At 51.5% G+C, this 26368-nt stretch carries 26 protein-coding genes; 6 read left to right on the top strand and 20 right to left on the bottom strand.

Annotation, left to right across the window (positions count from 1 at the left end; all coding sequences use genetic code 11):
- Window positions 1-8: 8 nt before the first annotated feature.
- From lpdA to pdhA, 4 genes are all read right to left on the bottom strand, one after another.
- Complete coding sequence (gene lpdA, locus NMQ00_RS10150; RefSeq protein ID WP_021066997.1) at window positions 9-1421, bottom strand: dihydrolipoyl dehydrogenase; 1413 nt, start codon at window positions 1419-1421, stop codon at window positions 9-11.
- Window positions 1422-1425: 4 nt separating this feature from the next.
- On the bottom strand, window positions 1426-2718 hold the full coding sequence (locus NMQ00_RS10155; RefSeq protein WP_255176598.1) for a dihydrolipoamide acetyltransferase family protein: 1293 nt from the start codon (window positions 2716-2718) through the stop codon (window positions 1426-1428).
- A gap of 76 nt (window positions 2719-2794) precedes the next feature.
- A complete protein-coding gene (locus NMQ00_RS10160; RefSeq protein ID WP_255176599.1) occupies window positions 2795-3772 on the bottom strand; it encodes an alpha-ketoacid dehydrogenase subunit beta in 978 nt (325 codons plus the stop codon).
- 3 nt (window positions 3773-3775) lie between these two features.
- On the bottom strand, window positions 3776-4861 hold the full coding sequence (gene pdhA, locus NMQ00_RS10165) for a pyruvate dehydrogenase (acetyl-transferring) E1 component subunit alpha (RefSeq protein ID WP_214710542.1): 1086 nt from the start codon (window positions 4859-4861) through the stop codon (window positions 3776-3778).
- A 330-nt stretch (window positions 4862-5191) separates the two neighbouring features.
- Between pdhA and def the strand changes: the two genes are divergently transcribed.
- Window positions 5192-5731 (top strand): peptide deformylase, encoded by a 540-nt coding sequence (gene def / locus NMQ00_RS10170; protein ID WP_255176600.1) that lies wholly within the window; start codon window positions 5192-5194, stop codon window positions 5729-5731.
- A gap of 1 nt (window position 5732) precedes the next feature.
- Window positions 5733-7358 (top strand): alpha/beta hydrolase, encoded by a 1626-nt coding sequence (locus NMQ00_RS10175; protein WP_441294618.1) that lies wholly within the window; start codon window positions 5733-5735, stop codon window positions 7356-7358.
- 100 nt (window positions 7359-7458) lie between these two features.
- Here NMQ00_RS10175 and NMQ00_RS10180 read toward each other — a convergent pair whose 3' ends face one another.
- Together NMQ00_RS10180 and rnjA are read right to left on the bottom strand one after the other, a co-directional pair.
- Window positions 7459-8916, bottom strand: coding sequence for a phospholipase D family protein (locus NMQ00_RS10180; protein ID WP_255176602.1), 1458 nt, complete (start codon window positions 8914-8916; stop codon window positions 7459-7461).
- A 66-nt stretch (window positions 8917-8982) separates the two neighbouring features.
- On the bottom strand, window positions 8983-10650 hold the full coding sequence (rnjA, locus tag NMQ00_RS10185; RefSeq protein ID WP_255176603.1) for a ribonuclease J1: 1668 nt from the start codon (window positions 10648-10650) through the stop codon (window positions 8983-8985).
- A gap of 221 nt (window positions 10651-10871) precedes the next feature.
- Between rnjA and NMQ00_RS10190 the strand changes: the two genes are divergently transcribed.
- A complete protein-coding gene (locus NMQ00_RS10190) occupies window positions 10872-11648 on the top strand; it encodes a Cof-type HAD-IIB family hydrolase (RefSeq protein WP_255176604.1) in 777 nt (258 codons plus the stop codon).
- A 31-nt stretch (window positions 11649-11679) separates the two neighbouring features.
- Here NMQ00_RS10190 and NMQ00_RS10195 read toward each other — a convergent pair whose 3' ends face one another.
- The 5 genes from NMQ00_RS10195 to NMQ00_RS10215 all read right to left on the bottom strand — a co-directional run bounded on the left by NMQ00_RS10195 (window position 11680) and on the right by NMQ00_RS10215 (window position 17151).
- On the bottom strand, window positions 11680-12342 hold the full coding sequence (locus tag NMQ00_RS10195; protein WP_255178710.1) for a potassium channel family protein: 663 nt from the start codon (window positions 12340-12342) through the stop codon (window positions 11680-11682).
- A gap of 108 nt (window positions 12343-12450) precedes the next feature.
- The gene (locus NMQ00_RS10200) at window positions 12451-13482 is read right to left on the bottom strand and encodes a cytochrome d ubiquinol oxidase subunit II (RefSeq protein WP_255176605.1); all 1032 of its coding nucleotides are present in this window, start codon (window positions 13480-13482) and stop codon (window positions 12451-12453) included.
- Between the two features lie 14 nt (window positions 13483-13496).
- The gene (locus NMQ00_RS10205; protein WP_021066986.1) at window positions 13497-14885 is read right to left on the bottom strand and encodes a cytochrome ubiquinol oxidase subunit I; all 1389 of its coding nucleotides are present in this window, start codon (window positions 14883-14885) and stop codon (window positions 13497-13499) included.
- Window positions 14886-15154: 269 nt separating this feature from the next.
- Window positions 15155-16276 carry an N-acetyldiaminopimelate deacetylase gene (locus NMQ00_RS10210; RefSeq protein ID WP_255176606.1) on the bottom strand — a complete coding sequence of 374 codons (1122 nt, stop codon included), beginning with the start codon at window positions 16274-16276 and terminating at the stop codon, window positions 15155-15157.
- The gene (locus NMQ00_RS10215; RefSeq protein ID WP_034776997.1) at window positions 16273-17151 is read right to left on the bottom strand and encodes a transcriptional regulator CcpC; all 879 of its coding nucleotides are present in this window, start codon (window positions 17149-17151) and stop codon (window positions 16273-16275) included. The genes NMQ00_RS10210 and NMQ00_RS10215 overlap by 4 nt, the downstream gene beginning before the upstream one ends.
- A 110-nt stretch (window positions 17152-17261) precedes the next feature.
- Between NMQ00_RS10215 and NMQ00_RS10220 the strand changes: the two genes are divergently transcribed.
- A complete protein-coding gene (locus NMQ00_RS10220) occupies window positions 17262-17651 on the top strand; it encodes a disulfide bond formation protein B (protein WP_255176607.1) in 390 nt (129 codons plus the stop codon).
- A gap of 336 nt (window positions 17652-17987) precedes the next feature.
- On the opposite strand, the gene nadE is transcribed toward NMQ00_RS10220, so the two are convergent.
- The 8 genes from nadE to NMQ00_RS10260 all read right to left on the bottom strand — a co-directional run bounded on the left by nadE (window position 17988) and on the right by NMQ00_RS10260 (window position 23576).
- Window positions 17988-18803, bottom strand: coding sequence for an ammonia-dependent NAD(+) synthetase (gene nadE / locus NMQ00_RS10225; protein ID WP_255176608.1), 816 nt, complete (start codon window positions 18801-18803; stop codon window positions 17988-17990).
- Between the two features lie 117 nt (window positions 18804-18920).
- Entirely contained in the window at window positions 18921-19730 is an 810-nt protein-coding gene (locus NMQ00_RS10230) for a BsuPI-related putative proteinase inhibitor (RefSeq protein WP_255176609.1), read from the bottom strand.
- A 100-nt stretch (window positions 19731-19830) separates the two neighbouring features.
- Entirely contained in the window at window positions 19831-20025 is a 195-nt protein-coding gene (locus NMQ00_RS10235; protein WP_021066980.1) for a hypothetical protein, read from the bottom strand.
- A gap of 243 nt (window positions 20026-20268) precedes the next feature.
- Window positions 20269-21360: a virulence factor gene (locus NMQ00_RS10240; protein WP_255176610.1), complete on the bottom strand. Its 1092-nt coding sequence runs from the start codon at window positions 21358-21360 to the stop codon at window positions 20269-20271.
- Window positions 21361-21431: 71 nt separating this feature from the next.
- Window positions 21432-21671, bottom strand: a complete 240-nt coding sequence (locus NMQ00_RS10245) for a hypothetical protein (protein ID WP_034776991.1) — start codon at window positions 21669-21671, stop codon at window positions 21432-21434.
- 69 nt (window positions 21672-21740) lie between these two features.
- Window positions 21741-22301 carry an NADPH-dependent FMN reductase gene (locus NMQ00_RS10250; RefSeq protein ID WP_255176611.1) on the bottom strand — a complete coding sequence of 187 codons (561 nt, stop codon included), beginning with the start codon at window positions 22299-22301 and terminating at the stop codon, window positions 21741-21743.
- Window positions 22294-23007, bottom strand: a complete 714-nt coding sequence (locus NMQ00_RS10255; protein ID WP_255176612.1) for an alpha/beta fold hydrolase — start codon at window positions 23005-23007, stop codon at window positions 22294-22296. Before NMQ00_RS10255 ends, NMQ00_RS10250 begins: the two co-directional genes overlap by 8 nt.
- Window positions 23004-23576 (bottom strand): GNAT family N-acetyltransferase, encoded by a 573-nt coding sequence (locus NMQ00_RS10260; RefSeq protein WP_131433692.1) that lies wholly within the window; start codon window positions 23574-23576, stop codon window positions 23004-23006. Before NMQ00_RS10260 ends, NMQ00_RS10255 begins: the two co-directional genes overlap by 4 nt.
- Window positions 23577-23727: 151 nt before the next feature.
- Between NMQ00_RS10260 and NMQ00_RS10265 the strand changes: the two genes are divergently transcribed.
- Both NMQ00_RS10265 and NMQ00_RS10270 read left to right on the top strand, forming a co-directional pair.
- Complete coding sequence (locus tag NMQ00_RS10265; RefSeq protein WP_255176613.1) at window positions 23728-24459, top strand: hypothetical protein; 732 nt, start codon at window positions 23728-23730, stop codon at window positions 24457-24459.
- A gap of 273 nt (window positions 24460-24732) precedes the next feature.
- Window positions 24733-25020: an FHA domain-containing protein gene (locus tag NMQ00_RS10270; RefSeq protein ID WP_255176614.1), complete on the top strand. Its 288-nt coding sequence runs from the start codon at window positions 24733-24735 to the stop codon at window positions 25018-25020.
- 53 nt (window positions 25021-25073) lie between these two features.
- Here the strand turns inward: NMQ00_RS10270 and NMQ00_RS10275 are convergent, their stop codons facing one another.
- Window positions 25074-26336, bottom strand: a complete 1263-nt coding sequence (locus NMQ00_RS10275; protein WP_255176615.1) for a PTS ascorbate transporter subunit IIC — start codon at window positions 26334-26336, stop codon at window positions 25074-25076.
- Window positions 26337-26368: the final 32 nt, after the last annotated feature.

Raw genomic sequence — 26368 nt, forward strand, 5'->3', positions numbered from 1 at the left:
CTTTTGACTTATTTAACGACGTGGATTGGCATACCCATTGCGATTTCTGCCGCTTCCATTGCCATCTCACCGAGTGATGGGTGAGCGTGGATTGTAAGCGCGATATCTTCTGCAGTCATGCCTGCTTCGATAGCGAGACCAAGCTCGGCGATCATATCTGAAGCGCCAGTTCCCGCGATTTGAGCACCGATCAAGAGACCGTCCTCTTTACGCGTGATGAGCTTCATGAAGCCGTCTGGCTCGTCGAGAGCGAGGGCACGGCCGTTCGCTGCGAATGGGAATTTCGATACAGTGATCTCAAGTCCTTCTTCTTTTGCGAGTGGCTCCGTATAACCGACTGTCGCAAGTTCAGGGTCAGTGAAGACGACCGCTGGGATTGCTGAGTAGTCGAGGTAAGCTGGCTTACCGGCAGCTGCCTCCGCTGCGACTTTCGCTTCGTAAGAAGCTTTGTGCGCGAGCGGTGGTCCTGGTACGATGTCGCCGATTGCGTAGATGTTTTCGTTCGACGTTTTGCACTGGTCGTCGATTTCGATGATGCCGCGGTCGCTGATTTTCACTTCGGCGTTTTCGAGACCGATGTCGCCAGTGTTTGGACGACGGCCGACTGTGACGAGGACGTAGTCCGCTTCAACAGACTGCTCTTCGCCGTTCACTTCAAACTTAACTGTTACGCCGTCTTCTGTTTCCTCGACGCCTTTTGCAAGAGCGTTCGTGTGAATCGTGACGTTACCTTTTTGTTTGAGTTTCTTTTTGACGATTTGCGTCATTTGTGGCTCGAAGCCAGACAAGATGTCGCTTGCGCCTTCAACGACAACGACTTCTGTATCGAAGTTCGCGTACGCTGTACCGAGCTCCATACCGATGTATCCGCCGCCGATGACGACAAGTTTCTTCGGTACTTCAGGAAGAGCCAATGCGCCAGTTGAAGAAAGGACGCGTTTTGACCATTTGAACGATGGGATCTCGATTGGTGTTGAACCAGTCGCGATAATCGCTTTTTTGAACTTGTAAGGAGTCGAGCTGTCTTCTGTGATGACACGAACTGTGTCTTCAGATGCGAAGAAAGCTTCACCTTGAACGATTTCAATCTTGTTACCTTTCAAAAGGCCTTTGACGCCGCCAGTCAACTTGTTGACGACCGACTGTTTCCAGTCTTGGACTTTTGTGAAGTCGACTGACACGTTGTCAGACGTGATCCCCATTGAAGAGTGACCTTTTGCGTGCTGGAAGTTGTGACCAGCAGTGATCAATGCTTTCGATGGGATACAACCGACGTTCAAGCAGACGCCACCAAAGTTTCCTTTTTCGACGATCGTGACTTTAAGGCCGAGTTGTGCGCCACGGATGGCTGCGACGTATCCACCAGGACCGGCGCCGATGACAAGCAAATCAGTTTCTTGTGCGAATTCTCCTACTACCATGTTCTTATCCCTCCATCATTAGAAGTGCTGGATCTTGAAGCAAGCGTTTCACCATGTTGAGTGCGTTTTGAGCAGTCGCACCGTCGATGAGGCGGTGGTCAAAGCTGAATGAAAGCGCGAGGACTGGAGCCGCGACGATTTCGCCGTCTTTGACGACAGCTTTTTCAGCAATGCGGCCGATACCGAGAATCGCAACTTCTGGGTGGTTAATGACAGGTGTGAACCATTGTCCACCAGCTGAACCGATGTTCGTGATTGTGATCGATCCGCCTTTCATGTCGTCCCCAGCAAGTTTGCCTTCACGTGCTTTACCGGCAAGCTCATTGATGTTTGTAGCGAGTGCATAGATTGATTTACGGTCTGCTTCTTTGACGACAGGTACAACGAGACCGTTGTCCGTATCAGCAGCGATACCGATGTTGTAGTAGTTTTTGTAGACGATTTCTTCGTTGACATCGTCGATTGACGCGTTGATGGCTGGGTAAGCTTTCGCTGCAGCTGTCAACGCTTTTACGACGAACGGCAAGTACGTGAGTTTCACGCCTTGGTCAGCAGCCACTTGTTTGAACTCTTTACGGAGTGCAACGAGTTTCGTGACGTCGACTTCGTCCATGAGTGTAACGTGTGGAGCTGTGTGTTTCGAGTTGACCATTGCTTTCGAGATTGCTTTACGGATGCCACGGATTTTCTCGCGCGTTTCGAGTTCAGGTGTAGCTGACTCGTAAGGCTTGATTTCCGTTTTCGCTGCTGCTGCTGGAGCTACAGATTCTGTTTTCTCTGTTGTAGCTTCTGCTGCTGGCGCTTCACCGTTTGCGAATGCATCGATGTCTTCTTTCAAGACGCGGCCGTTGTCGCCAGAACCTTGGACTTCACGGATGTCGACGCCTTTTTCACGAGCGTACTTGCGGATTGAAGGCATTGCGATGACGCGCTCCGATTTGTGAAGTTGAACTTCACGCGGGCCGTCTTCTTTCACGTCTTCTTTCACGTCTTCTGTTTTCTCTTCAGCTTTTGGCTGTTCAGGAGCTGCTTCTTCTTCGCCAGCTGGCGCGTCACCTTCGATATCGAACGTGATGAGGACGTCGCCGACGACCGCAACTGTACCTTCAGAGACTTTAACGTCTTTTACTGTTCCATCAACTGGAGCAGGGATCTCAACGACGGCTTTGTCGTTTTGAACTTCAAGAAGAATGTCATCTTCTTTTACTGTGTCCCCTGCTTTTACGAACCACTTGACGATTTCACCTTCGTGAATTCCTTCACCGATGTCTGGTAATTTAAATTCAAATACTGCCACTGGTTTTTCCTCCCATCAATTCATCATGTAAACACAACGAGGGAGACAATTCTCCCTCATCGTTACTTGAACACGATCAGAAGTTGATAACTTCCTTAACTTTTGCAACGACATCTTTATGGTCAGGTAACCATGCGTCTTCACCTTGTGCGAAAGCGAAGACAGTGTCTGGTGCAGTTACACGAAGCACTGGTGCCTCGAGGTGAAGAATTGCGCGTTCTTGAATTTCAGTTACAACGTTTGCCGCAATCCCTGCTTGACGTTGTGCTTCTTGAACGACGATTGCGCGGCCAGTCTTTTTAACTGACTCGACGATTGTGTCGATATCAAGCGGGCTAACTGTCATGAGGTCGATTACTTCGACGTTAATGTTTTCTTTTTCGAGCTCTTCTGCCGCTTTAAGTGACGTATGGACCATTGCACCGTAAGTGATGATCGAAACGTCAGTTCCTTCGCGTTTCACGTCAGCTTTTCCAAGCTCGATCGTGTAGTCGCCTTCTGGAACTTCGCCACGGAATGAACGGTAAAGCTTCATGTGCTCGAGGAATACGACTGGGTCGTTGTCACGGATCGATGCGATCAAAAGACCTTTTGCATCGTATGGCGTTGACGGGATGACGACTTTAAGACCAGGTGTCTGAGCCATCAAGCCTTCAAGGCTATCCGCGTGAAGTTCTGGTGTTTTAACACCGCCACCGAATGGTGAACGGATTGTAACCGGTTGGCTGTAAGCGCCGCCTGAACGGTAACGCATACGTGCCATTTGAGCAGCGACTGAGTCGAACACTTCGAAGACGAATCCGAAGAATTGAACTTCCATGATCGGACGGAAGCCTGTGAGGCTAAGACCGATTGCAAGACCACCGATACCAGACTCAGCGAGTGGCGTATCGAAGACGCGGTCTTCGCCGAACTCATCTTGAAGTCCTTCCGTTGCACGGAAGACCCCACCGTTTTTACCAACGTCTTCTCCGAAGAGAAGTACTTTCTCGTCGCGCTTCATTTCAACGCGCATCGCATCAGTAATCGCTTGGATCATTGTCATTTGAGCCATAACTTACTTCGACTCCTTTGCTGTATATTCTTCAAGCTGCTCTTTCAAGTTTGAAGGAAGTGTTTCGAACATGTTGTTGATGAAGTCCGAAACTTTTTGTTTTGGTTCTTTGTCTGCGAGGCTGATCGCTTCTTTCACGTCTGCTTTCGCTTGTTCGATGACTTCGTTTTCCATGTCTTCGTTCCAAAGCTTCTTGCCTTCGAGGAAGAGGCGGAAACGAACGAGTGGATCTTTTTCTTGGTACTCTGTGTCGAGTTCTTTTGTACGGTAACGCGTTGGGTCATCCCCTGCGAGCGTATGTGGTCCGTAACGATATGTGAGTGCTTCGATGAGCGTCGGAGTTCCATCAAGTGCGTCTTTACGCGCTTGTTGTGTTGCGGCGAGGACAGCAAGAACGTCCATTCCGTCAACTTGGATTCCGTTGATTCCCGCTGCGACAGCTTTTTGCGCGATCGTTTTAGCTGCAGTTTGCTTCTCAACAGGTGTCGAGATCGCGAAGCGGTTGTTTTGAACGACGAAGATAGCTGGTGATTTGAATGCACCTGCGAAGTTCAAGCCTTCGTAGAAGTCACCTTGTGATGAACCACCGTCACCCGTGTAAGTAATGGCGACGTTTGTGTTGCCGTTGCGTTTGAGGCCCATCGCCACACCCGCAGTTTGGATGATTTGTGCGCCGATGATGATTTGTGGCATCAAGACATTGACGTCTTCAGGGATACGGTTACCCGCTACGTGACCACGTGAGAACAAGAACGCTTGATAAAGCGGAAGTCCGTGGAATACAAGTTGTGGGATATCACGGTAGCCTGGAAGGATCCAGTCTTGTTTGTCGAGCGCGTATTGCGTCCCGATCATCGTTGCTTCTTGACCAGCCACTGGCGCATAGAAACCTAAGCGTCCTTGACGGTTGAGCGAGATGGCACGTTGGTCCCAGATTCGAGTATAGACCATGCGGCGCATAAGCTCCTGGAGTTGCTCGTCCGTTACATCGGGCATTGCGTCTTGGTTGACGACCTCGCCCTTCTCGTCGAGAATACGGAACGTTTGGAAGTTCTCTTCCACGTTTTGAAGTACCTGAACGTTGTTCATTCGTTTCACCTCATCCTTTCAACTATGAGACAATTGTCTTTTTTGTGATCAAACACTACCTCAAATCTTAAGTGTATCTGTCCAAAAAAGCAATCTGTATTAACGTGATTCAGGAAAGTAACACTTATCCTGCCGTTTCCTAGTCAGTATAAAACGGGTTGTTATAATAACGCAAAAAATATGCTCACCCCATAAAAACGCTTACATGAACACATCCTTCCTTTCATTTCGGCTCTGTATCATTTTCATTTCACCTTCTGTACCATCTAGGTGAAATGACTAATAAATATGATATAATTGGTCATATCGCCATTGGAAAGGAAGTTTTGCATGTTAACGATGAAAGATGTGATTCGTGAAGGAGACGAGCGGCTCCGCACCCGTTCAATCGAGGTCCCGGTCCCACCAACGGCAGAAGACCTTGCCTTACTCGACGAGATGGAGACGTTCCTCGTCAATAGCCAGGACCCCGAGATCAGCGAAAAGTATGAACTTCGCGGAGGTGTCGGCATCGCCGCGCCCCAGCTCGGCGTGAACCGACGTTTCTTCACGGTCCTGCTCCACGAAGAAGAAGAGACATTCAAACTATCGATTTTCAATCCGAAAATCACGAGCCATTCGGTCGAGCAGACGTACTTAAACGGCGGTGAAGGCTGTTTATCTGTCGACCGCGTCGTCAAAGGCAACGTACCCCGCCATCGTCGCATCACGATTGAAGGATTCGACCGTGACGGTGCCCCAATCAAATTGCGTCTCCGTGGGATGCGCGCCATCGTCTGTCAGCATGAGCTCGATCATTTGGATGGGGTCTTGTTCTACGACCGCATCAATCCGACCAACCCGTTAGAGACCTACGGTGAACCGATTTGAGGTGACAAGTTTGAAAAAAAAGGCGCTGTTGTTCCTATTCCCATTTTTATTTCTTTTAATCGGTGGATGTGTTCGGATCGAGTATGATGCCACCGTCCACTACGATCAGTCGGTCACGTTAGAGACAACGTACGCCTTCCGCGACCACCCGGTCATGAAGCTTCTCAATTTGCGGCTCGATTGGGATACATGGAAACAACAAGCGAATGAGAACGGCTATGCGACACGTGACTATTCGAGTGAGGACGATTACGAGGGCATGGTGTTGAAGAAGACGTTCGAGAACGTCGACGACCTTCAAAACATTAAAGAAGAATGGAAGACCGGCCCGGCCGGCATTCTCGTCCCACCCGATATGAAGTTTGATGTCGAAAAAGAAGATGGGATTTGGTTTGATTCTTACGTCATGAACACGAACCTCGACCTCCGGCTCGACCGCGTCGATTTGCCGGGTCTGAATTTGAGCGGCTCCCCGAAAGAGCTGGCTGAACGCTATGTTCGCCAAGCCGATATCCGGTTCAATCTGACCGTGCCGACCGGGGTGTTCGTCGAAGACGGCACTGGGCTTGATGTCCGGTCGATGAAACATGTCGAGTGGCAAGTGTATGGCGGTCGCCAAAACAATATGACGCTCGTCGCCCACGTACCGAACGTCAAGGCATGGATCATCACAAGCGTCATCACCGTCGTTCTTGGCTTGGTCGCTTTCTTTGTCTGGCGGAAGTATCGTCAAAACGTCGGTAATCCGGACAAGACGTCGATTCGTTCTCGCATCTTCGGCGGCTTCATCCTCGTCTTGACCCTCACCTTGATTATCGTGACGATTCGAGAAGAGTTGACGACGGAACGGAAATCTGAGGCGATTCGCCAGGCGGCGCAGACGGACGAGTTCATCCCGACGTTCGCCGTTCACGGTTTACTCGGGACCGACCGCACTTTCCTTCGCTTCTCGCAGTATATGGAACAGCGCGGACTGGCGAAAGATGGTGCGCTCTGTACGGTGACGGTGAAAGGCGCGGTCGATTGCGTCATCAATGACTACAGCTCGAACCGACCAATCGTCCGCATCGAATATGAGGATGCCGAGGCATCGCTCAACAATCAGACCAAGTGGTTAAATCTTGCCATCGAACGCTATAAACAGGACCGAAACCGTTCGTTCGAACGGATGTATTTGATCGGTCACAGCATGGGCGGTGTGGCGGCAGCGAACTATATCTTGAATCAAGATGAATACATCGTCGATAAGTTCGTGACGTACGATAGTCCGTTCGCCGGGACACGCCTCGCCAACTTCGGTCTGTCCGCCAGTAATTTCGGAATCAATACCGGCAGTCCGGCCATCCGGGATTTGTCCCCGAGTTCTGACGGGCTGCAGGCGTTCCAAGAAAAACTGGAGACGTGGCCACGCTCTGTCCAAGTGTTCTCCTTCTCGGGACGCGGCGGCGAGTTCAACTTGATTGAGCCAGCAAGTTCGCTCTTGCTCGAGGAGTATACGAACAATATCGAGACGGAAACCGTCCCGTACGATCACTTCTCGCTCCACCGGAAGACAGACGTGCTGCGAGACACGGGCAGGTTCCTGTACGAGTTCACGAACGAATTCAATCCAGTCGAAACGAATTGACGAAAACCCACCTTCACATGAGGGCGGGTTTTGTTCGTCGTCATGCCAGTAGGTTACCCATCCACAACAAAGCCCACCTTCACAGGAAGGCGGGCTTGTGTCAGTAGGTCATCGTCCAGGTGAGTTTCTGGAGCCAATAAATCACATACTTTCCAATCGGCAAATCGGTCTGAATCTCATCGTAGGCGAGCGTATACGTCCCCTGCTCGTTGTTCCAGAGACGCTTGAAGTACCCGTCGACCTCGCGGATGAATGCTGTCTCCTCCGTCGTGACGACTTCGACGTCCGCCTCAAGATTGTAGTCGTTCATGTTCCGGGTCGTATAGTTCCCTGACCCGATGACGACGACGCGACGGTCCCCTTCTACGTACAGCATCTTCGGATGATATTGTTCTTCCCCGACTTCGTACCATCGAATCTCGATTTGTTCCGGATTGACCGTGTTCAATTCCGCTGCAACCGGCAAGTTCGGCAATCCTGACTTGTCGCGCCCGAACGCGTTCGTGTTCGGATCGAGAATCAGTTTGACGAAGACGCCGCGCTCGGCGGCCTCATGAATGGCTTGAATGATATTACGGTCGGCCAAGTAGAACATGCCGATCCAAAGCGTATCGCCTGACTCCGCTTCTTCCATCGCCTTGACGACGGCGTCCTGAATCTTGGATTCTGTAACGTAGCGAATTTGCATCGGCCCTTCCGACGGCTCGTCGCGCAGATTCGCGAGTTTCTCCTCGCTCGGGAAGCGTTCGGCGTCCCCTTTCGAGAACGTCGCAATCGCTTCCTCCCCTTCAAGGATGTCCGCTAAAATCGGACCGTCGAGCCGCACCCCGACGTTCGAGTGATATCCGCTCGCATCATGCGGATTGGCCGATAAGACGAAACCGTCATTCTCGGTCACCATCACTTTGCGGTGGTTCGCTTTCACGTTCAAGAGCCGTAAATACGATCGAATCGTGATTTCCGGAGCCGATTTGGCCATCGGGTTCGGCAACCAACCGTTCTGACTGTCCCCAAACCATTGGAACCCGATGCGATATAGCGTCGAGTACAAGATGTTCGGATCGCGGAGCGCATCGAGGTTCGTGTAGACGATCTCGGCGCCCGCTTCCTTCAACACATCCAAATGGTCGGCCGCATGACCGTTATACGTCGTATTGATCTCATCGGTGATCAAGACGACGTTCATGTCCGGATAGGCTTTCATCTGTTCGAGCAAGGCCGATGATAGACTGGCCGTGATGTCTGGATATTGTCGGTCTTCATTCGAATATGGGTTGAATAAGAAAAAGTCCATGACGATATATTCCCGTGCCTCGCGGATTGACCGCTCGACGTCTTGAAAAATCTCTTGCTCGTTCACTTCTGTGTCTTTCCCTTGATACGTCAAATCATATAAAAATTCGATTTGGTCATCGGAAATCGCGACCGGTTCCGACGCGCGTGACACGCCGTCCGGCAACGGTTTGACTTGATGGTAAATCATCGTGATGAGGAAAAGTAAAGCAAAAGCGGCAAGCCCCCATTTCACCCACCCCTTCTTCCGTTTTGGTCGTTCCATCCGGCACCATCTCCTTATATTGTAGTCCTCTAAAAAACGGGCTGTAGTCACCTACAGCCCGCTCGGTCATACTTCCATGATGATCGGAAGAACCATTGGGTGTCTTCGTGTTTTTTGTGCCAAGTATGGCGTGAGCGTGTCCGAAACGAGTTGCTTCATTTCCGACCACTTCATCTGCTTGTTCGACAGTCCTTGTTCGACCGTCTTTTTGAGCAAGCGCTCACCGTCACGAATCAAACTTCCCGACTCACGCATGTAGACGAAGCCGCGTGAAATGATGTCTGGACCTGAGACGAGTTTGCGTGTCTTGCCGTCGATGCTGATGACGACGACCACGAGTCCGTCTTCTGAAAGGATGCGGCGATCGCGCAAGACGATATTGCCGATGTCCCCGATGCCGTTCCCATCCACATAAACCGCGTTGGCCGAGATTTTGCCGGTGATAGCCGCCGAGTCAGCGTCGACCGCGAGCACTTCCCCGTTGTCCATGATAAAACTGTTCTCTTTCGGGATGCCGACCGATTCTGCGAGTTCGGCGTGTTTTACCAACATGCGATATTCACCGTGAATCGGCATGAAGAATTTCGGGTTGAGCAAACGGATCATGAGCAATTGCTCTTGTTGCGAACCGTGGCCTGACGTATGGATATTCGACAATTTGCCGTAGACGACGTCGGCGCCGGCTTTATACAATTGGTCGATCGTCTTCCCGACCGAGATGGCGTTCCCCGGAATCGGTGACGATGAGAAGATGACCGTATCACCCGGAATGATTGACACTTGACGGTGTGTCCCGTTGGCGATGCGACTGAGCGCTGCCATCGGCTCGCCTTGCGAACCAGTACAGAGAATCGCCACTTCATGCGGCTCATAGTTGCGCATTTGATTCGCTTCGATGATCATGCCTTTTGGCACGTTGATGAAACCGAGCTCTTGCCCAATCGTCATGACTTTGTCCATCGAACGACCAAAAATGGCCAAGTGGCGACCTGTTTCGGCACATGCATCGACGACTTGTTGCAGACGATAAATGTTCGAGGCGAACGTGGCGAAGATGATGCGCCCTTCCGCTTTCCGGAACGTCTCGCTAATCGTGCCACCGACGACTTTTTCACTCATCGTGAAACCTTCGACTTCTGCGTTCGTCGAGTCGGACAAGAGGCAGAGGACGCCTTCTTTCCCGATGTCTGCCATCTTCGCGATGTCAGCCGGTTCGCCGACCGGTGTGAAGTCGAATTTGAAGTCGCCCGTATGGACGATGTTTCCTTGCGGTGTCTTGACGACGACACCGAGTGAGTTCGGGATCGAGTGAGTCGTCCGGAAGAACGAGATGCTCGTCTTACGGAATTTGACGATTGTGTCCTCATCGATTTCATGAAGTTCCGCTTCTCGGAGCAATCCATGCTCTTCTAGCTTCACTTTAATCAAGCCGAGCGCGAGTTTCGTTGCGTAAATCGGCAATTTCACTTGTTTCAATAGGAACGGGATGCCCCCGATGTGATCTTCGTGACCGTGGGTGATGAACACCCCTTTGACTTTATCTTTGTTTTTGATCAAATATGAGTAATCAGGGATCACGTAATCGATTCCAAGCAAGTCATCCTCCGGGAACATGACGCCCGCATCGATGACAATAATCTCATCTTGGAATTGAACGACGTACGTGTTCTTCCCGATTTCTCCGAGTCCGCCTAAGGCGAACACAGCTGTTTGGTGGTTCTTTACAAACTTCATTTAATCTCTCCTTACTACAAGTAGTTGATGTTCATCTATGTGATACATAAGTGATTCTCGCCATAAAAATTATGTCTCCGTAAGATTCTTTCTTCATTATAGCTCATAATGTGACAATATTTCACTATTGACGTTAGATTGAGGGCGGTTTCTCGATTTCGTGTTATGCTTTTTAGTATAAAACTGACTTCATGAAGACAGAGAAAGCATGGTGACTAACAATGGAAGATAAGAAAGTAGTCTTTTTTGATATCGATGGGACATTGCTCCACGAGGGGTCATACATCCCCCCTTCAACGATTGCGGCCATCGAACAACTTCGCGCGAACGGCGTCGAGACGTTCATCGCGACCGGGCGCGGGCCCGCAATGCTGTCAGATATCCCAGCGCAAGTCGGGATTGAAAGTTTCGTCTGTTATAACGGGCAAATCGTCGTCCATCAGGGCGAGGTCGTCTATCGAAACGCTTTACCGACAGATGCCCTCCACCGCCTGACCACACACGCCGGCTCGAACGATCATACGCTCGTCTATCTCGGTCAGGATCGTGGCGGAGCGACGAAAGCGAACGACCACGTCGTCGAACAGTCACTCGGAGAGCTCGATATGCCAATCCCAACCTATGAACCGAACTTCCACGTCGAACAAGCCGTCTATCAAACATTACTATATTGTACGCCCGAAGAAGAACATCACTATTTAGACGCATACGGCGAATTCGATTTCATTCGTTGGCACCCGCACGCCATGGACGTCATCAATCGTGGTGCGAGCAAGGCCGATGGCATCCGCCACTTCATCGAGGCAAACGGCTACCGGCTCGAAAATACGTACGCATTCGGTGATGCCTTGAACGACTTGGCGATGCTCGAATATGTCGGGACCGGCATCGCGATGGGCAACGCCCGTACCGAGGCAAAAGAAGTCGCCGACTTCGTGACGAAGTCGATTCTTGAGGACGGCATCGCGTATGGCTTAAAACAAATGAAGCTCATCTAATCAAAAACGAGAGGCGCGCGCCTCTCGTTTTTTATCTGGACCGAAGTGAACGTTCGAGTCGGTCCAAATCTGTATCTTTTCCAATGATGATCAAGATATCTTCTGGCAAAATCATCTCGTCGGCTTGCGGGGAGATGATGACGTCGTCGTCGCGGCGGACGGCGACGATGTTGACGCCGTATTTGGCACGGAGGTCCAAGTCGATGAGCGACTTGTTCGACAGCTTGTCCGACGCTTTGATTTCAACGATCGAATGCTCATTCGAGAGTTCGAGGTAGTCGAGGATGCTTTGGCTCATCAACCCGTTCGCAATCCGGACACCCATGTCGCGTTCCGGGTGGACGATATTGTCGGCTCCGATGCGGCGCAACACTTTCTCGTGATAATCGTTTGTCGCCTTCACGGTAATGATTTGAACGCCGAGCTCTTTTAAAATGAGCGTTGTCAAAATCGAGGCTTGAATGTTTTCTCCGATTGCCACGATGACGTGTTCAAAGTTACGAATCCCGAGACTCTTCAATACGTTCTCATCCGTCGTATCGGCGATGACCGCGTGCGTGGCCAGTCCCATAAACTCGTTGACGCGTTCTTCGTCGGCATCGATGGCCAACACGTCATACCCGTTCGCCGACAGTTCACGCACGATCGAGCCGCCAAACCGTCCTAATCCGATGACTGCAAATTCACCTGTCATAATTTCATACATCCCTTTCCTACGCTGTTTCTGTTCCCGATTCTTCGTACAGTGTAACCGATTCCCCTTAAAAAAACTATACAAAAAAAGACCGGACGATTCCGGTCTTTACGCTTTCCCACTCGAACGCTTTCCGCGTACATAATCATTGTCGAACAAGAACAGACGAAGCAAGAGATACAACGCCGGTACGAGCAAGAGCAATCCGAGGATAAAGACGACGACGAGAGCGATGGCCATCGACTCGTTGACGACGCTTCCGTTGATGTCGATGTACGGATAGAGGATATACGGCAAATGCGTATAGCCGTATCCGAACCAGGCCATAAAGAACTGACCCATGACCATCAAGAAAGCGAGGCCGTAGTTCCGCTTCAAGTAGACGAATGAGACCGCTACGATGAAGAAGATGAAACTTGCGGCGAACCACCACCAGTTGCCTGCCAAAATACTCTCATAATGCCAAGCCGCCTGCGACTTCAACCCGAAGAAGACGAGGCCCGAGGCGATAATCGTCGGCACGCTCCAGAACAAGGCCCACTTCCGAACGAGCGGGACCGCCTGGACGTCACGTGCCTTGTCCGCATAGAACAATAGGAACATCGCACTGATGTAGAGCACCGACACAATCGCCAAGGTGACAACGGTCCAAGAGTAGAAGTTGGTGAACAACTTCATGCCGTCGAAGAACACGCCCGACTCGGTCTCGTTGATGAACCCGCCTTGACTGACCGTGAGCACGGTCGACATCGAGGCCGGGATTAAGAGGCCCGTCGCCCCGTACAAGAACATGTAAAACGTACTCTCTTTTGAACCATAGTTGGCGAACGCGTAAAAACTACCGCGAATCGCCAACAGAATCAATACGACCGAGGCCGGGACGAGGAGCGCTGTCCCATAGTAGTATGCCGTATCCGGGAAGAACCCGACGATCCCGACGAAGAAGAAGACGAAGAACACGTTTGTCACTTCCCACGTCGGTGATAAATACCGTGCAATCAGACGGTTGATCATTTGGTCGCGCTTCGTGTACTTACTATAGAAAGCGAAGAAGCCGGCACCGAAATCAATCGATGCGACAATGAGATAGCCGTACAAAAACGTCCATAATACGGCAATCCCTAATTCTTGAATCTGCATGTCATACCCTCCGATCACACTTCATCCGCGAACATCGCTTCACCGCGATGCTCCGATTGTTTTAGTTCTTTCCCTACTGGGTTGTCCTTGAACAGACGAGTCAAGACGAGCACCGTGACCACGCCAAGAACTGCATATAGGATCGCAAAGGCGATAAGCATCCATCCGACGTTCGCTGATGTCGTCGCCGCTTCACTCGTGCGCATCAAATCATACAGCGCCCACGGCTGACGTCCGAACTCGGCGAAGAACCAACCGAACTCGATGGCCATCATCGCGAGCGGACCGCCCGCTGCGATTGCAATGAGCATCGGTTTACTGAATTGAGGCAGTCGCTTGATATAGCGTCCAAGCACGAATAAGAATGAAATCAATGCGAGGAGCATCCCAATCCCGACCATCGCATCAAACAGATAGTGGATGAATAGTGGAGGTTGATCTTCTTTCGCAAATTCATCAAGACCGGTCACCTCGTAGTTCGGCACGCCACCCGCTAGGATAGACAAGGCGTAAGGGATCTTCAAGGCGCCACGGACTTCGTAACCGCCTTCCCCGTCTTCCTCGAGCCAGCCACCCAGGATGAGTTCGGCTTCCGAGGAGGTCTCAAAGTGCCACTCCGCAGCCGCTAATTTGTCCGGCTGGTACTTCGCCAAGTATTTACCTGAGAAGTCTCCAACGAGGGCTGTCGCAATCGCAAAGATGAGCGCGACGGTCATCGTCAAGCGAAGACCTTTTTTATGATACTCGATTGACAATTTGTCGAGCTGGTTCCGACGTTGACGGAGCAACTGGACGGCCGCGATTGCCGCTAGAATGAACGCTGATGTCAGGATGGCCGACGTCAAGACGTGTGCCATCTTCGTTGGCATCGCCGGACTGAACATTGCTTCAATCGGGCTCACGTTGGCAAGCCGTCCGTCGACGATATCAAACCCGACCGGTTGGTTCATAAAGCTGTTCACGGTCGTAATGAAGAAACCTGAGAATAAGGCGCCGACTGCGACCGGAATCCCGACGAGCATATGGTGCCATGGGTTCTTAAAACGATCCCACGTGTACAAATAAATCCCGAGGAAGATTGCCTCAAAGAAGAACGCGAACGTTTCCATGAACAATGGAAGGGCGATCGTTTGACCGGCGACCCGCATCAGGTTCGGCCAAAGTAAAGACAGCTGGAGCCCGATTGCCGTACCTGTCACGACACCGACCGCTACGGTGACAACATACCCCCGTGACCACCGACGTGCCATCAAGGTATATTTCGGATCTTTCTTTTTAATGCCTAGAAATTCTGCCAATAAAATTAATAATGGAACCCCGACGCCGATTGTGGCAAATATCACGTGGAAACCCAACGTGAGTGCCGTTAACGCCCGGCTCATCAGGACAGGATCTTGAAACATCTATTGATTACCTCCTATCTCTCTCTAGCGCTTTAAAACCAATGTCTATCGCGCAACATCACAGATGATTTCCCTTGGATACCCTTATCATAATGATTTTATATAGCGCTGTAATGTCTCAATGCTTGAGTTCGCAAAATGTTCACATTTGAGCATGATTAACAATATCGACGCTTTACAACTCTTACTTTTTTCCCAAATCTTTAACTGTTCACGCACAATTCAACACATTTCATACAAAAAAGCGGACACCGTCGTGTCCGCTCGCTTCATTTAATGATTGCCATTCTAAAGAAATGATCGAACAGTTCGACGGCGACATCGATGGCCCGTTCATCCGGATTGAGCGTCGATTGATGGAGCCCTGAACCCATATCGTTCACGCCGAGCCAGACCATGAAGCCTGGTACTTGTTTCAGCATGTATCCGAAGTCTTCACCGGTCATGGCCGGGACACACGTTTTGTACGAATACCCGACCTCTTCGACTACTTCTTCAAACTGGAACAAATAGCGCTCATCGTTGACGACCTCATGATAGCGATTGCCAAACTCGAGGTCGATTTGAACGTTGTACGTCATTTCCACCCCGGCGATGATTTGACGGATGCGTCCCTCGAGCACGACCATCTCCTTATCCGATAACGCGCGAATCGTTCCGTCAAGTTTTGCCGTATCGGCGATGATATTCTCTTTCGTGCCAGCCGCGACCTTGCCGATTGAGATAACGGCGCTGCCCATCGGATCGATATTACGCGAGACGACCGTTTGAAGTTGCATGATCAAGGCAGCTTGGACGATGACGGCGTCAATACCGGCATGCGGGAAGGCCCCGTGACCACCCTTCCCGTGAATCGTCAGATGCAGTTCACGCGCACTCGCGAACAAGACACCTGGACGCGAGGCGATCGTGCCGACCGGATATTCAGGGGCCACATGAAGGCCGAACATTGCATCGGGACGGAAATGATAGAACAGTTCCGACACGGCCATCGGTTCGGCACCACCCGGACCTTCCTCTGCCGGTTGGAAAAAGATGACGAGGTCGTGGTCGAGTGGCACCTCGACGGCCCGTTTGATCAACCCGAGGGCGATCGCCATGTGCACGTCGTGCCCACAGGCGTGCATCATCCCTTCATGGACCGAGGCGAACTCGAGTCCTGTCTCTTCTGTGATCGGCAAGCCGTCCATGTCGGCCCGGTACCCGATCGTCTTTTCCCCGACGAGACCGTCGATGCGGACGAACAGGCCAGTGCGCCAATGCGAGATGTGTACCCGCGACGAGTTTAAGGACCGGATCAATTCCTCAAGCGTCGCCTGTGTCTTGAACTCTTCATAGCCTCGTTCTGGAATCAAATGTAACTGCCGTCTTGCTTCAATTGCCCAACTCATTCCACACTCTCCTTTGTTACTTCATCCACGATTTCCCAAAACGCCTTCACTTGTGCCAACTCGAGCATCGACTCGGTCGACAACATCCACGTATCTCGAACGAGCGGTGTCCCGTTCGACGAGGTGAGCGGAATTTTATTGATCGCCTCGACATCACGGATCGTTGATTCCGGCAAGATTGCAAAACCGATTCCGTGAAGCGCCATCTGTTTGCACGTCTCGATTTGGTCGACAACGAGTGTCGTCAGCGGCGGACTCGAGAACCGTTCCTGCCACCATTCGAGAATCTCTTGATAATACGTCGAGTCACTCTTGAATTGAATGAATGAGCGCTCGTTGTTTTTTAATTGTTTCAAATCGGTCATCCGCATATCGACCAAGTGGAGCGAATCCGAGAACAGTTTCATCTTCTCGCCGCGCCAGTCAGGATTCCCCCGGATGATACCGATATGAAAATTTTCTTCTAGCATATAGCGCATCATCTCGCTTGACCAGCCCGTCACGAGTTTGACCCGGACCGACGGATACCGCTCCATGAATCGTTTCAAGACGCGAGGCAGCCAATACTGCCCCATGATGGACGCGACGGCGATTTTTAATGTACCGTACACCTCACCTTGTTGCGCCGTCAACTCCCCACGCAGCTCCTGTTCTTCGCTATACATCTTTTTCGCGAAGTCGATGATTTTTTCTCCGTCTGGTGTGAGCGCGAGCCCGCGCGTCGAACGGACGAATATTTTCTTGCCCCATTGGTGCTCGATCGTGACGAGGCGTTGACTGAGCGCGGGTTGGGAGACGAATAAGCGCTCCGCTGCTTTGCGCATGTTCAACTCCTCGGCGAGGACGATCAACACTTCCACTTCTGATACTTGCATGACGTCACCTGTTTCTCTATCGTTTCAAAGATTGTATACTGGATACGTTATTGCTTCACTGTATCATATCATGTTTGTCGATTAGTTTTGAATCGTCAGGAGGAAATCCCATGCAACGTCATCATTTCGCCTTTATTGTCGCCACCGTCGCGACGCTCGGCAGTCTTTATTTCTCGGAGATCATGCTGTACGTGCCATGTAAGTTATGTTGGTTCCAACGCATATTTATGTATCCACTCGCCATCTATTATTTGACAGTCATGGTCTCAAACCGTGCGGTCAATCGGCTGTTCGTCGGTCTCATGGCCGGGGCAGGTTGGGCGATCGCGCTCTATCACGTCGTTCTCGAACGCATCCCGAACGGTGACGCGTTCTGCAGTAACGACTGTTTGATTCGTTGGGTGAACTACTTCGGGTTCCTCACAATCCCGCTGCTCAGCTTGATCGCGTTCACGCTCATCTTACTCATCCAATTCGTGCCGACACGTTCGAAGCGCTAATGGATAATTCGTCAAAATGGAACCGGTCTATGGATCGGTTCTTTTTATTACTTTGCATTTGCCGGCACCCTCCGTTCCTAGGTCATCCTTACATCGCTCTCCCCTAGGAGTTCGGTTGCCGGCCATGGCTTCGATTGGCCTGGATACTATGAAAGTCTCCTCCATTCGTCCCGTGGCGCCCTGACTCATGCAGGAACGCAATCCGACGAAGACCCCGCAGTGCCGGAATCGGCGCGAGGAGGCTTCGGGATTGCCTGCTGAAAGCACGGGCGCCAAAAGGGACGGCTCGCAGACTGTACATCAAAAAGAACCAACCCGGGGGCTGGTCCTCTCTGATCACTGCCACCACTCGTCATAGAGCGAGGCCGGCATATGGTGTTTATGGCGCGATCGTTTGAAAATCGTCTCAATCCGTTCGGCGATGACCGGGTCCACCGACTTCCCTTCAAGGTAATCATCGAGTTGATCATACGTCATCCCGAGAGCGACTTCGTCCGGGAGTCCCGGCTTGTCATCTTCCAAATCAGCCGTCGGCACTTTATAGATCAAACTCTCATGGGCTTCGAGTTCATGGAGCAACGCCTTGCCTTGGCGTTTGTTTAATCCTGTGAGCGGGGTCAAGTCGGCCGCTCCGTCCCCATGCTTCGTGTAAAAGCCGGTTACATATTCAGCCGCATGATCCGTACCGACGACGAGTGCGCCGAACGTGGCGGCGATGTCGTATTGGACCTTCATCCGCTCTCGCGCTTTCGTGTTTCCTTTATGGAAATCACCGAGCTCAAGACCGGTCGCTTGCTCGAACGCTTCAGCCGAGGCATCGACGGCCGGCTTCACATTCACCGTGAACGTCTTGTCAGGTCGGATGAACTCGAGGGCACGTTTGGCATCATCCTCGTCATGCTGCTCGCCATAAGGTAGACGGACGGCGTAGAACGTGTAGTCGGTACCCGTTTCCTGACGCAACTCTTCCATCGCCTGCTGACAGAGCTTACCTGCGAGCGTCGAATCCTGTCCGCCCGATATACCGAGGACGAGTCCTTTCGCCCCGGCCCGTTTCACATAAGCCTTTAAAAAATCGGTCCGAAGGCGAATCTCTTCGGCCGGGTTGATCGATGGTTTGACGTGTGTCGATTCGATAATATGTTGCTGCATACTCAATTTCCTCCCTATCAGATATCGGTTTGCCTAATTGTCTGACAATCCGTGAATGCCGTCAACTTGTTTTGTTCCCGAAAAAAAACGACGGAAACCTCAGTTTCCGTCGTTCGTTTATTGGATGCGGAACGATGTGACGTCGCCGCCGATCGGTGTCATCTCTAAGAACAGTGACTTGCCAGCCGGTGGTTCTTCGTCCAATAGGACGCCGAACGTAAAGCCGCCGCTCGTCACTTCTGCCGCGCCTTGGGCATAAAGGTTATGACCGTCCGACACACTCCACTCAAACTCTTCGACGTCGGTGTAGCCAGACACGTCGATGGCGTTGCCGTTCAATTTGATGGCCACATCGCGGAATGCACCGTTCGTTTGCGCCGGCTGTTCGCTCGGTTCTTCCGACGGTTCTTCCGACGGTTCTTCGGTCGTTCCCTCTTCCGCCGGTGCCTCAGCCGCCTCGACCGTCAACGTCTGTTGATCCGTGACTGCCATTTCAGGTGCCCCTTCGACTTGGGCCAGGCCAACGAAATCGACTGTATAATCCCCGGCTTCAAGCGCGAGTGGGAATACTTCATCGAACACTTTTTTCTCGCCTGGCGCCCACGTCTCTTCGATGATCGATTCCGTGAACATATACTCGCTGCCATAATCGAAGACGGTCGTATCACCGTTCATGACCGTCATTTGAAACCGTTGAGACGAGTTGAACGTCACTTTGACCGGCTCTTCGTTCGGGTTTGTCATCGATACCGTCGCCGACAGTTGTTTCGATTCGGCATCGTAGCTCACGCCTGTATCAAGCGTTAATAAAGCAGGCGGTGTCGACGCGTTACCGTCCACATCGCTCGGGTTCGTTTCTTCTTTGCCGCACGCCGCCACTACCAACATCATCGCCGTGACGATGGCCAATAACCAAGTTTTCTTCACGTATCCCACTCTCCTCTGAAAAATAAAAAAACGTCTATAGCACTAGTGTAAACGTTCGTGCAGACGTTTGTAATGGGTTTACGTATATTATTCACCTTTATTATGAAACTTGGACGTTTTCGACGTATTGCTGCCAACCAGTCATGAACAACGCGTCGGCGACGTCGATGTCAGAACGAACTTGTGCAGAGATCGAGAACGTCTCGCTGTGAATCGACTCAAAGATGACCGTGATCATACCATCGACGACTTCCTTATAGGCTACGAGTTCTGGTGTTTCTGCAAAAAGCATCATGAGTATGGCTCCTTTGTTGGTATAAGATACGTTTAGTGTATCAACGATTCGCAAGGAATAACGTCCCATCGTTCGACAGGGCTAAAGACCCGTTTACCCAACTGTCGAATAACTGGTATCGATTGTTAGTCATTTGGATGAATTATCAAATTATCCATGAGAAAAGAGAGACGAATCGCGTGATGATTCGCCTCTCTTCCCTGTTACTGTAAATAGATTAAATTTTGGTTTGTCGAATGATTGTTACTTCGTTCGATTCGAAATCTGTTGCCACACCGTCCCGAGCGCTGTCTCACCGCTTGTGATTCGCTCTTTCGCAAGACGAGCTTGAAGGGAGACCTCGAACTCACGGTCGTCCTCGGCGATTTTCAGACCAGGCACCGCCTGTTCATCCCCACAATCGAACAAGAAGCGGGCGGCCCGCCATCGGACGAGCTTGCTCTTGTCTTTGAGCGCCTCGATCATGGACGGCTGCGACTGCGGCAACGCCCAATCCGATACTGTGTCGCCGGCCGTGCGCCGGACAATCGGTGACGAGTCCACGAGCGCCTGTTCGATATACGTGACGTACTCTTCACGATTCTCTTCGAACATACCGATCATGACGACCGCTTGTCGACGGATGGCCATCACCTTGTCCTCGAGCGCTCGGCGGAAGTACACCATGTTGTCGGGGACGATCTCGAGTTCGTCTAAGAACGCCAAGCGCGCTTTCCAATCGTCCGATTGCAATTGGTTCGCATTCGCCTCATAGTCGGCTTCCCGGCCGAACGCGCGGGCGACGACGCGGGCGACCCGTTCTTCAGGATAAGCTGCTTCGAGCTCTTCTTGCGCGACGACACTCACGTCCTCAAGTTCGCCGTAACGCGGGGCTTGCTCGACCCAGCGCCGGTCTTGAATGACGTTTTTCACTTGGGCTTGCACGTCGAGCGCCGCATCGACGAACCGTTTCGACAGACCGACCCGTTTTTCCGAGTCGCCTTTGACGAGTTTCAATTGCATCGGGACATCGAGCACGAACTGGACCGAGACGTGGACCGGTTCATAGTCCGCCGCCATTTGGCTCGCCTCGACTTCTGGCACGTCTTCCCCGAACGCGCGGCGAATCTCGTTCATGACGTCGTGCCAATCATGCTTCGGATGGCGTTCGACGGCGAGGAAGTCGGAGACGGCATAGACCGACTTCACCCCGCGCAACCCGACGATGTCCACGACGATCGGCGGCATGTCCGGGCTCGCCTTATCATACGTGACGCCTCGACCCGTGAACGCTGGTTCGACAATAATCTTCAAGTTATTTGGACTTGGTGTTGGTTCAATTGCTACTAGTTTCATCCTCATCACCTCACCTTCAATCGTGACGAAAACAACAAAAAAACGCAAGCGAGTCGCTTGCGTCGTGAACATCAAAATAGGGCGATGAACTGTTGGAGCGAATAACGATCTCCTTCGACGATAAACGTATCGTCCCCGGCGACCGGCTCGAGGAAGAAACGTTTCTCCCCATCAGCCTTGACGTATCCAAAAATATGGCCCGTCTGATAGAATAATTCCACGATTGTGACCCGGCCGAACGTCATCCCGTCATTGATGACTGCCCGGTCCTCTAACTCGCCGCCATTGTACAGTTCAATATACGTTTCCATTTTTGCTGTCGCTCCCTTTGTGTTTGTTTTCACAATTCATTTCTATCAAACAATCAGGGCGACTTCAAGTTAATTTTTTGCGTGCCGCTTCCAAAAATCAATCCAATTATAATACTCCAATAACACTCGTTCGATTTGTTGACGCGACTGCTCATCATGTAATCCACTCTCATCAATCTTTTCTTTACAATGCGTAATGAAAATTTCATTTCCTGGTAAAACATTAGCCCGATTTGTGGCAAATATTTGACGGAGATGGATCTGACAACGCGCCGTCCCGAGCAACCCTGGAGACGCGCCGGCAATCATGACCGGCTTGTCCCGGAGCGGCGTGCCCGGTTCAAGCGACAGCCAATCAATCGCATTCTTCAAGACGCCCGGAATGCTGTGATTATATTCTGGTGTGACGACGAGGAGCCCATCCGCCTCACGCACGGCTTGTTTGAACGCGAGCACGACGTCCGGCTCGTTTGGGTCGATCAAGTCATCATTATAGAGCGGCATCTCGATTGAAATGATTTCGACGTCGAAGCGATCGCGACCGAGCTCGATGATCGAGTGCAGCAACGCCGTGTTGAAAGATGCTTTTCGAAGACTTCCCGATACAGCGACAAGTTTGAATTTAGACATCTCGCACCTCCTTGAGCCAATCATTGATAAGTTCCGCTTCTCGTTCAGGCTGTTCCATCATTCCCATATGGCTACCGGGGACGGTCTGTTTCGTATGATGTTCTGCTCCTAGGAAAGCACGGTCGGCGTCCATGTTCGGATCCTTGTCCCCATAAAGGAATAATCCGGGCAAGCTCGTTTCGCGAACGGTCTTCGTCTCATCGGCCCGATCACGGATGGCCAGTTGCGCAGAAATGATTCCTTCTTTCGACATCTCATACCCGATCTGTTTCGCGCGCTCAATCAAGGCCGGGTCTGAATCGGCGGCAAACACGCTCGGGATCATCGTATCGATGAACGGATGGACCCCTTCTTCCATCACCCGTTCAATCGCTTGATTCCGTTTGGCTTTTGCTTCTTCCGGATCAGCCGCCGCCGTCGAGTGGATCAAGCCAAAGCCAGACAGCTCGGTCGGATAACGTCGGACAAGATTTGTCGTGACATAGCCTCCGAATGAATGACCAAGCACGATCGGCCGGTCGAGTTCCCGTAGCCTCATCTCGGCAAGCACCCAATCCGCGAACTGTTCCATCGTCTCCGGTCCGGCTTCGGTCCCCGCATGCCCGGGTAACGTCAGCGCATACACCTCCGCATCAAGCAACGGGATAAGCTCTTCAAAATAGTCAGGTGACCCACATAGCCCATGCAACAGCACAAGTTGTCTCATCGTCTTTCCTCCCTCTCATTCCATTCCTCTTTCAAGAGACGATACATCGTCAAATCCATGAAACGGCCGTGACTATAGGCGTAATCATGGAGCAGCCCTTCTTCAGTGAATCCAAGTTTCTGCACCAATCGGTTCGACCCTTCGTTTTCCGGGGCGACGAGCGCTGAGATGCGATGAAACTTGAACTCGTCGAACCCGTGCCGGATGACGGCCGATGCCGCCTCATGGGCGACGCCGCGACGCCAGTGGTTCGGCGCAACTTCAAAACCAATCTCGGCACGAAAATATTGAGGCGTCCAGTTATGAAAGCCGATCGTCCCGACCAGTTCGTTCGTCTCGCGGTCACAAATTGCCCAGCGAATCGCTTTGCCTTGCTGGAACTGATCCTTGAAATAAGCGATGACGTTCTTCGCCTCGTAAACGGCCAATAAAGGATCGGACCCGTAATAGCGCATCACTTCCTCGGTCGAGAGGATCACATAGAGCGCCCTCGCGTCACGGGGTTCGAGTTCTCTTAAGATGAACCGACTCGTTATGAGTTCGGGAAAACTTTTTTTCAACCCCCACATATGGAATCCGCCTTTCTGCTTCTTTTCCTCAATTATAACCATTTTCCCAAAAAAACCATCATCTCAATCCTCCCGAACCGCTCAAACATGGCGCTCTCGATAGGGATTTGCTAAAATCAAACTATAGTGACTTTGAACTGAGGGGATAAACATGTCAAAACAGTTGTTCTATATTAAACAAGACCGAGAACTGCAACGTTTTACACTTCACGGCGTGACACTGAGCGATGTCACCGAGGCGTTAGCACTCTCCCGCCCGATGATTATCTGTCGTACCGACATAAAAGGGATGAGACAATCGTCCCGGACCCGGTTCCGCTATATCGAGGCGCACGAACTGTCGACGTTCTCGACGAAATACTTAAACAATCAAACAAGCTTCACTGCCATCGATTTTCCCGACTACCATCTGCTCGAATCGTTATCGGACCATGAGATCGCCGAGATTTTGTTCCTCAGCCATATGGAACGAGGTTTGAAGGGACCGTTCCTCAACTCGGTTCAAAACGAGATCGCTTTTTTCAACGAGTCGAATGACCGTCACAGCAGCCTCTATATCAGAGACTGGTCGACGATCAGCCAGTTTCTCCAAAGCGTATTGCAAAGCAAGCTCGACCGAGACCTCCGTAACATCAGCTTCGTCCCGATTCCCCTTCCGGTCATCGATGAGATTTTGGCGTTATCTCCGCAAGGCTTGATTATCGATTTCGACCATACGAAACGAAGCCTATTCAATCGTCAAGTGTCAATCGCCTTCTATGTCGCGGGACGTTACGAGGACATGTCCGTCCTTGAGGAAGACTTCGATGCGAAAAAGGAATCGATCGCGCTGAAAGGTCAATTGACGTATCGTCGGCGCACGTGGGAAATCGAACGCTTTTGAGTTCATCCCTGCACGAATCTTTGTCGAACCTGATTCCATCAGGTTCTTTTTTGTTATCCCGCCCATAAGGATTACGTCCTAAATCCCTCAACGACGCGCCTGCGACACTATTTTTAAAAATTGATAACAAATTGTCTTAATTTTTCGTTAAATTAAGTCTTTTCTTTTATAGCGAGGGCGGTATACTAGGAATAACCTTCTGGAGGAATGGAAGGCAATATAGAGAAAGCGAGGTGAAAATCTATTCATCACGCGGATGAATAGATACACGAGATGGAACAACTGAAAGTACAGGGAATGTCTTCGTTCACCAAGTTTGCGACGAATGGAAAAATGCTGAAACTAAAAGACGCAGTAGCCGGCGAGCAACGGATTTCGCTCCAAGAAGCGACCGATATTCAAGTCTCGATGCTCGACGAGGACCATTCGCGCTTCACTATATTTGGTCAGTCACACCCACTCGTTGAACTGACCCTTCCTCACCATTCTTGTGAAGTGTTACATGCCTGGTTATTACACAAGTTAAAACGACAAAAAATTAGACTGGCTTCAAACGCCTGAAACAGCAACAAGACCACGTCCGAGCGGACGTGGTCTTTCGTTCGTGTTCAGATTCATGTGAACAAAGAGACGAACCAGCTGATGAGAATCCCGACGAGCGCGAAGTCCGAGTCTCCGAACGTCGTGCTCTCAAAGCCGAGGTTCCCGAGCAACGGTAGGAGCAGTGCCGGCAGGAAGCTGATGAGCACGCCGTTCGCGAAGGCACCTAAAATTGCCCCGCGGCGCCCTCCCGTCGCGTTGCCGAACACGCCTGCCGTCGCTCCCGTGAAGAAGTGCGGGACCAATCCCGGGACGATGATCGCGAGCCCGAACAGCGGGAGGAAGAACATCGAAATCAACCCGGCCGCAAAGCTGACCAAGAAACCGATGATGACCGCGTTCGGAGCGAACGGGAATACGGTCGGACAGTCAAGCGCCGGTTTTGCGTTCGGTACCATCTTGTCGGCAATCCCTTTGAACGCCGGTACGATCTCGGCAATCAACATCCGAACCCCGGCGAGGACGATGTACACGCCGGCCGCGAACGTAATCGCTTGAATGATCGAGAAGACGATATAGTTCGAACCGCCTGATAGCTCACTCTCGACAAAACCGGGACCCGCGAAGATGGCCACGACCACAAACAAGAGCGTCATCGTCAACGAGACGGCGACCGATGTGTCACGCAGGAATCCGAGCTGCTTCGGCACTTGAATGTGTTCCGTCGAGTGTTCTTTGTTACCGGCATATTTGCCAATCGTCCCCGAGACGAAATACCCGAGCGAACCGAAATGTCCGATCGCGAAGTCGTCTGAGCCTGTGATTTGACGGACGAACGGTTGCAAAAGCGCCGGGAAGAGCACCATACATAACCCGAGCAACACCGAACCGACCGCGACGAGAACGACTCCTTCAAGTCCTGACACCGATAAAATCGCGGCAAGCAGACTCGCCATGAACAGTGTGTGGTGACCCGTCAAAAAGATATATTTGAACGGTGTGAACCGGGCGAGCACGATGTTCATGACCATCCCGAACACCATGATCATCGCCGTCTCGACGCCGAACGCGTCTTGAGCGACCGCAACGATCGCCTCGTTGTTCGGAATGACGCCGCGAATACTGAACGCTTCGTCGAACATCTGTCCGAATATATCAAGCGCCGCGATGATGACACCCGCTCCGGCCCCGATAATGACAAAGCCCATGATCGTCTTCAACGTGCCCGAGACGACCGATGCCACATCTTTCTTTTGAAGCACAAGACCAATCAAAGCGAACAGACCGACCAAGATGGCAGGTGTTCCTAATATGTCTCGCATGATTAAATCAAGCATTCATTGTTCCCCCTTCCGACCCCCGAAGTTGT

It is taken from the genome of Exiguobacterium aurantiacum, assembly GCF_024362205.1.
Classification (GTDB): domain Bacteria; phylum Bacillota; class Bacilli; order Exiguobacteriales; family Exiguobacteriaceae; genus Exiguobacterium; species Exiguobacterium aurantiacum_B.

Coding starts and splice junctions, on each gene's coding strand:
- rnjA (WP_255176603.1), bottom strand. CDS start 10,650: ATGAAGTTTGTAAAGAACCACCAAACAGCTGTGTTCGCCTTAGGCGGA.
- pdhA (WP_214710542.1), bottom strand. CDS start 4,861: ATGAACAACGTTCAGGTACTTCAAAACGTGGAAGAGAACTTCCAAACG.
- NMQ00_RS10275 (WP_255176615.1), bottom strand. CDS start 26,336: ATGCTTGATTTAATCATGCGAGACATATTAGGAACACCTGCCATCTTG.
- NMQ00_RS10245 (WP_034776991.1), bottom strand. CDS start 21,671: ATGGAAACGTATATTGAACTGTACAATGGCGGCGAGTTAGAGGACCGG.
- NMQ00_RS10215 (WP_034776997.1), bottom strand. CDS start 17,151: ATGCAAGTATCAGAAGTGGAAGTGTTGATCGTCCTCGCCGAGGAGTTG.
- NMQ00_RS10190 (WP_255176604.1), top strand. CDS start 10,872: ATGGAAGATAAGAAAGTAGTCTTTTTTGATATCGATGGGACATTGCTC.
- NMQ00_RS10250 (WP_255176611.1), bottom strand. CDS start 22,301: ATGTCTAAATTCAAACTTGTCGCTGTATCGGGAAGTCTTCGAAAAGCA.
- NMQ00_RS10205 (WP_021066986.1), bottom strand. CDS start 14,885: ATGTTTCAAGATCCTGTCCTGATGAGCCGGGCGTTAACGGCACTCACG.
- lpdA (WP_021066997.1), bottom strand. CDS start 1,421: ATGGTAGTAGGAGAATTCGCACAAGAAACTGATTTGCTTGTCATCGGC.
- NMQ00_RS10160 (WP_255176599.1), bottom strand. CDS start 3,772: ATGGCTCAAATGACAATGATCCAAGCGATTACTGATGCGATGCGCGTT.
- NMQ00_RS10180 (WP_255176602.1), bottom strand. CDS start 8,916: ATGGAACGACCAAAACGGAAGAAGGGGTGGGTGAAATGGGGGCTTGCC.
- NMQ00_RS10260 (WP_131433692.1), bottom strand. CDS start 23,576: ATGTGGGGGTTGAAAAAAAGTTTTCCCGAACTCATAACGAGTCGGTTC.
- NMQ00_RS10265 (WP_255176613.1), top strand. CDS start 23,728: ATGTCAAAACAGTTGTTCTATATTAAACAAGACCGAGAACTGCAACGT.
- nadE (WP_255176608.1), bottom strand. CDS start 18,803: ATGCAGCAACATATTATCGAATCGACACACGTCAAACCATCGATCAAC.
- def (WP_255176600.1), top strand. CDS start 5,192: ATGTTAACGATGAAAGATGTGATTCGTGAAGGAGACGAGCGGCTCCGC.
- NMQ00_RS10255 (WP_255176612.1), bottom strand. CDS start 23,007: ATGAGACAACTTGTGCTGTTGCATGGGCTATGTGGGTCACCTGACTAT.
- NMQ00_RS10235 (WP_021066980.1), bottom strand. CDS start 20,025: ATGATGCTTTTTGCAGAAACACCAGAACTCGTAGCCTATAAGGAAGTC.
- NMQ00_RS10220 (WP_255176607.1), top strand. CDS start 17,262: ATGCAACGTCATCATTTCGCCTTTATTGTCGCCACCGTCGCGACGCTC.
- NMQ00_RS10210 (WP_255176606.1), bottom strand. CDS start 16,276: ATGAGTTGGGCAATTGAAGCAAGACGGCAGTTACATTTGATTCCAGAA.
- NMQ00_RS10240 (WP_255176610.1), bottom strand. CDS start 21,360: ATGAAACTAGTAGCAATTGAACCAACACCAAGTCCAAATAACTTGAAG.
- NMQ00_RS10270 (WP_255176614.1), top strand. CDS start 24,733: ATGGAACAACTGAAAGTACAGGGAATGTCTTCGTTCACCAAGTTTGCG.
- NMQ00_RS10200 (WP_255176605.1), bottom strand. CDS start 13,482: ATGCAGATTCAAGAATTAGGGATTGCCGTATTATGGACGTTTTTGTAC.
- NMQ00_RS10195 (WP_255178710.1), bottom strand. CDS start 12,342: ATGACAGGTGAATTTGCAGTCATCGGATTAGGACGGTTTGGCGGCTCG.